The organism is uncultured Anaerococcus sp. (assembly GCF_963510915.1).
Classification (GTDB): domain Bacteria; phylum Bacillota; class Clostridia; order Tissierellales; family Peptoniphilaceae; genus Anaerococcus.
Map to the genome: position 1 here is coordinate 1 of NZ_CAUPHG010000102.1, position 5,298 is coordinate 5,298.

The window sequence follows — 5,298 nt, forward strand, 5'->3', positions numbered from 1 at the left end:
GAATGCCGCCCTGTCACGGCGGAGGTCGTGGGTTCGATTCCCATCCAGGTCGCCAATACTTAAAATAACCGAGCTTTAATAGCTTATTACAAAAAGGGATTAGTATTCTAATCTCGCCCAACCATTTTTATGGGCTGATGTAGCTCAATTGGTAGAGCAACTGACTTGTAATCAGTAGGTTGTGGGTTCAATTCCTATCATCAGCTCCATATGCGGATGTGGCTCAGTGGTAGAGCATCGCCTTGCCAAGGCGAGGGTCGCGAGTTCGAATCTCGTCATCCGCTCCAGTTATAGCTTGCTTAGCAAGCTTTTTTAATTTACATTTACTTAGGTTATTTGACTAGGATATAAAAATAAGATATACTAATATGGTAGAGAATATTTATGCGTCATTAGCTCAGCTGGATAGAGCGTCTGGCTACGGACCAGAAGGCCTGGAGTTCGAATCTTCAATGACGCGCCATAATTAGAGGAAGCTTATATGAGCTTTCTTTTTTTGTACGTATTAAAGATGTCGACTTATTTATATTATAAATCTTGTTTCATGCTAATATAATGTATTACATTTTTATATTTATATTTTATATAAATTTAATGTGATTTTTCTAGATTTTTTATTTCGAAGGGGTAAAATTTTAAAAATATATAAAGAGGTACTAAAATGAACGCAAAAAAGATATTAATTTTCATATTATTTTTGATATTTATCATTATTGGTTATAAATTATTTAGAAATAATTCTAATAAGCCTGCTAATATAGAATATAAAGAAACTAGTGTAAATGATCTTTCAAGTGTTAAAAATAAGGGAGAAATATATTTGGCAGGCGGTTGTTTTTGGGGAGTAGAAGGATATTTTAAGAAGATTCATGGTGTCCTTAATACTGATGTTGGCTATGCCAATGGGAAAACATCCGAGACCAATTATGAAAAAATCGGTAAGACAGACCATAGTGAGACTGTAAAAATCACTTATGATCAAGATCAAATACCTTTGCAGGATATCCTAGAATATTATTTTAGGATAATTGATCCGACATCTATTAACAAGCAAGGTAATGATGCAGGGAGGCAATATAGAACTGGGATTTATTTTACAAATGAGAATGATAAGCTTATTATAGATGAGATTATTAGGCAGGTACAAGAAAAGTACAAAGATAAAATTTTAGTTGAGGTTCTTCCTTTGAAGAATTTTGTACTTGCAGAAGACTATCATCAAGATTATCTGGATAAAAATCCTGGAGGTTATTGTCATATTAATATTTCTTTGGCAGAAAAGCCTTTAGAATCAAAGAAAATCAAGAAAAACGAAAAGGAATTAAAAGAAAAGCTAACAGAAGAAGAGTATAAGGTGACCCAGGAAAATGAAACTGAGAAACCTTTTTCATCAGAATATGATGATTTTGACCAACCTGGAATTTACGTTGATGTTGTTACAGGTGAACCACTATTTTCATCCAAAGACAAGTATGATGCAGGTTGTGGTTGGCCATCCTTCACAAAACCAATAGATTCAAATATTAATTATAAAAGTGATAAGACTAGTGGTATGCAAAGGGTAGAAGTGAGGAGCAAAAAAGGCGACTCCCACCTAGGTCATGTATTTAATGATGGTCCAAAGGAAAAGGGTGGGGCTAGATATTGCATAAATGGTGCAGCTTTGAAATTTATACCTCTTAGCAAGATGAAAGAAGAAGGCTATGGAGCCTATATTGATAAGGTGAAATGATATTACAAGAGGGATGATATACCCTCTTCTTTGGTAAAATCTAACTATTGTAAAAATGAAATATTTTAATAATCAATAATATTTTGTTTTAAAGCATATCTGAAGTTATTTATCCTAATCTTTAATAAATTTCCCTCAAAGGGGATTAAAAGAAAAAACTTTATATAAATTTAATATTTTTTTCATTATTTGCCTATAATTTGGGTATATATTAGCTTGTAGGAGGAGAATATGAATAATAGATCTTATAAAAAACCGAGCGGAAGATTTTCTTCTTTTGCTTCAGCTTTAATTGGTGCTGTTGTTGGTGGATTTGTAGTATATTTTCTACTAGCAGGAGTTGGTACAAACAATAAAGAAGTAAGTAAAAATACAAGTCAAATAGAATCAAAACAAGATAATACTAAGCAAGTCGAAATTAAAGACAATGAGTCTATGGAATCTGTTGTTGTTAAAAAATCAATTGATTCTGTTGTTGGTATTAATACAGTATCAAAGGTTACTAGACAGTCGTTTTTCGGCCCTCAATCTGGCTATGTAGAAGGTATCGGATCTGGATCAATCGTAAGCGAAGATGGCTATATTGTGACAAATTCTCACGTCGTTAGCGATGGGGAAGCCAAGGAGATTAGCGTCTTATTTAATAATGGTGAGACTGCTCCAGCTGAGCTAGTTTGGAATGACGCATCTTTAGATCTTGCCATAATCAAAGTAGATAAAAATAATAAAAATCTAAAGTCAATTGCTATTGGGGATTCAGATAAAATTGGCGTTGGAGATAGGGTAGTTGCAATTGGTAACCCACTTGGTTTCCAGCTTCAATCCACAGTCACATCTGGTATTATTTCTGGTCTTAATAGGTCAGTATCATTTAATACAGGTGTTCAAATGGATGGACTTATGCAAACAGATGCTGCAATCAACTCTGGCAACTCTGGTGGAGCCTTATTAAACTCTAAGGGTGAGCTAATTGGAATTAATACTGCCAAGGCAGGAAATAGCGATGGTATTGGTTTTGCGATTCCAATTAATACCGTAAAACCAGTTATAGACAAGATTAGGGAAAATGGAAAGTTTGACTCGGTTTACTTAGGAATTACAGGTCAGTCCCTTGATTATTTAAGAAAATTGCAATACCTAAAGGATAATATCAAAGCAAAAAGTGGTATTTACGTAGTAAGTGTATTTACAAATGACTCTACAATCAAAGAAGGCGATGTAATTACAGCCATAGATGGTAAGCCAGTAAAAGATATGGGAGCATTGAAGAAACTTCTACTAGCCTACAACCTTGGTGACACAGTCAAGCTATCAATTGAGAGGGATGGCAAGGAAGAGGAAGTAAACTTTAAATTCACAGTAGATTCGTCAAATGTAGATGAATATAAGTCTGCAAGACCAAATGAAACCAAAGAAAAACAGGAAGAAAAATCAAATCCATTTTTCAATCTTCCATAATAATAAAAAGAGCAGTTTTTACGAGCTGCTCTTTTTGTTTTTTTAAAAATGGCTAAATGCAAGTATTTATCAAAAAATAAAATACTTTTTTGGGGTCAAGAAATTATCTTGACATGGCATAAACAAGCGTGTATAATAGTGAAGTCAAGTAAAAATATTGACAGGTGATATTATGGAGAAAATAGTAAAAGTAGCCCAGCTATATGATATATATGGCGCACTTCTAAATGAAAAGCAAAAAGATGTTATTAATTGCTATTATAACGAAGATTTATCCCTTCAAGAGATTGCCGATAATGACGGTAGGTCAAAGCAGGCTATTTCAGATATGATTAATAGGAGTGTGGATAAATTATTTGAGTTTGAAAATGAGCTTTCTTTACTAAAAAGCAAAACAGAACTCAAGGCTTCTCTTTTGGATATAAGAGAGCTGATTGAAAGTTCAAATAATAAAGAAGCAATTGATAAGCTAACAGAATTAATTGAAAAGATTTAGGAGCATATATGGTTTTTGAAAGCCTTTCGGATAGACTCCAAGCAGCCCTTGGAAAACTAACGGGAAAAGGAAAATTAAACGAAAAAGATATTGACACTGCTATGAGAGAGATAAGACTATCACTCCTTGAGGCAGATGTTAATTACAAGGTTGTAAAAGACTTTGTCAAGACTATTAAGGAAAGATCACTAGGCGCTGAAGTGATGAATTCACTTTCTCCAGGACAGATGGTAGTTAAAATCGTAAATGAAGAGCTAACAGAGCTTATGGGTAAGGAAAATTCCAGACTTGCCCTAAAAGGCGGCACACCTCACATGGTGATGATGGTTGGTCTTCAAGGTTCTGGTAAGACTACTCATTCTGGTAAACTTGTAAAAATGCTAAAAAAGGATAATAGAAATCCTATGCTAGCAGCCCTTGATATCTACAGACCTGCAGCTATTGAACAATTAAAGGTTGTAGGTAAACAGGCAGATACATTTGTATTTGAAAAGGGCAAGGAAGATCCTGTAAAAATTGCCAAAGAGGCAAAAGATTATGCGAGAATAAATAATTATGATACGGTAATTCTCGATACAGCAGGTAGGCTTCAGATAGATACTGACCTTATGGAAGAGCTCAAGGCTATCAAAGAAACAGTTAAACCTGATGAAATCCTCTTGGTTGTGGATGCTATGACTGGTCAAGAAGCAGTAAATGTAGCTAAATCCTTTGATGACTACCTAGATATAACAGGAGTCATCCTCACCAAACTAGATGGTGATGCAAGGGGCGGTGCAGCTTTATCAATCAGACAAGTCGTAGGCAAACCTATCAAATTTATAGGTGTAGGTGAAAAACTTGACGATTTAGAGCCTTTCTATCCAGACAGGATGGCAAGTAGAATCCTTGGAATGGGTGATGTACTTTCGCTAATAGAAAAGGCTGAAGAACAATTTTCCTTAGAAAACGCTAAAAAACTCGAAGAAAAGATGAGGGAGCAAACCTATAGTCTGGACGATTTTATGGAACAAATCCAACAGATAAAAAACATGGGTCCTCTCGAAGACCTACTAGCGATGATCCCTGGAGTAAATTCAAAGATGCTCAAGGGTGTTAATGTGGATGATGCTGGTTTTGATAAAATCGAAGCCCTTATTAATTCCATGACTAAGGAAGAACGAAACAAGCCTGAAATTATTGGCAATAGCAGAAAAGTAAGGATTGCAAATGGTTCTGGAGTAGATGTTCGTGAATTAAATAAGCTTTTAAAACAATTCAAAGAGCTTAAAAAGATGATGAAAAAAATGAACGGACTACAGAAAAAAGCAAAAAGAGGCAGAGGCTTTCCAAAGATGCCTTTCTTTTAAAAATTAGGAGGAAAAAATGGCAGTAAAAATTAGATTAAAAAGATTAGGACAAAAGAAAAAACCATTCTACAGAGTGGTAGTAGCAGACTCTAGAAGAGCTAGAGATGGTAGATTTATCGAAGAAATTGGTTACTATAACCCAGTTTCAGAACCAAAAGTATTTAGAGTTGACAACGAAAAAGCTAAGCAATGGATTAAAAACGGTGCTCAACCAACATCTATTGTAGAAAAGCTATTCAAAGACAATGATGTATTAGCATAAT

General features: G+C 34.6%; 5 protein-coding genes and 3 tRNA genes. All 8 read left to right on the forward strand.

Annotated elements, in window-relative coordinates:
- Positions 1-133: 133 nt before the first annotated feature.
- The 8 genes from RQ893_RS07825 (at position 134) to rpsP (ending at position 5,297) form a co-directional block, all read left to right on the forward strand.
- Positions 134-209, forward strand: a tRNA-Thr gene (locus RQ893_RS07825).
- A 3-nt stretch (positions 210-212) separates the two neighbouring features.
- Positions 213-287, forward strand: a tRNA-Gly gene (locus tag RQ893_RS07830).
- 99 nt (positions 288-386) lie between these two features.
- Positions 387-463: transfer RNA gene (locus RQ893_RS07835), tRNA-Arg, on the forward strand.
- Positions 464-661: 198 nt separating this feature from the next.
- Complete coding sequence (gene msrB, locus RQ893_RS07840; RefSeq protein ID WP_311482473.1) at positions 662-1,732, forward strand: peptide-methionine (R)-S-oxide reductase MsrB; 1,071 nt, start codon at positions 662-664, stop codon at positions 1,730-1,732.
- Between the two features lie 231 nt (positions 1,733-1,963).
- On the forward strand, positions 1,964-3,190 hold the full coding sequence (locus RQ893_RS07845) for a trypsin-like peptidase domain-containing protein (RefSeq protein ID WP_311482474.1): 1,227 nt from the start codon (positions 1,964-1,966) through the stop codon (positions 3,188-3,190).
- Positions 3,191-3,362: 172 nt separating this feature from the next.
- Complete coding sequence (gene ylxM / locus RQ893_RS07850) at positions 3,363-3,686, forward strand: YlxM family DNA-binding protein (protein ID WP_311482475.1); 324 nt, start codon at positions 3,363-3,365, stop codon at positions 3,684-3,686.
- An 8-nt stretch (positions 3,687-3,694) separates the two neighbouring features.
- Positions 3,695-5,035: a signal recognition particle protein gene (ffh, locus tag RQ893_RS07855; RefSeq protein WP_311482476.1), complete on the forward strand. Its 1,341-nt coding sequence runs from the start codon at positions 3,695-3,697 to the stop codon at positions 5,033-5,035.
- Positions 5,036-5,051: 16 nt separating this feature from the next.
- Entirely contained in the window at positions 5,052-5,297 is a 246-nt protein-coding gene (gene rpsP / locus RQ893_RS07860) for a 30S ribosomal protein S16 (RefSeq protein ID WP_004829684.1), read from the forward strand.
- Position 5,298 lies beyond the last annotated feature (1 nt).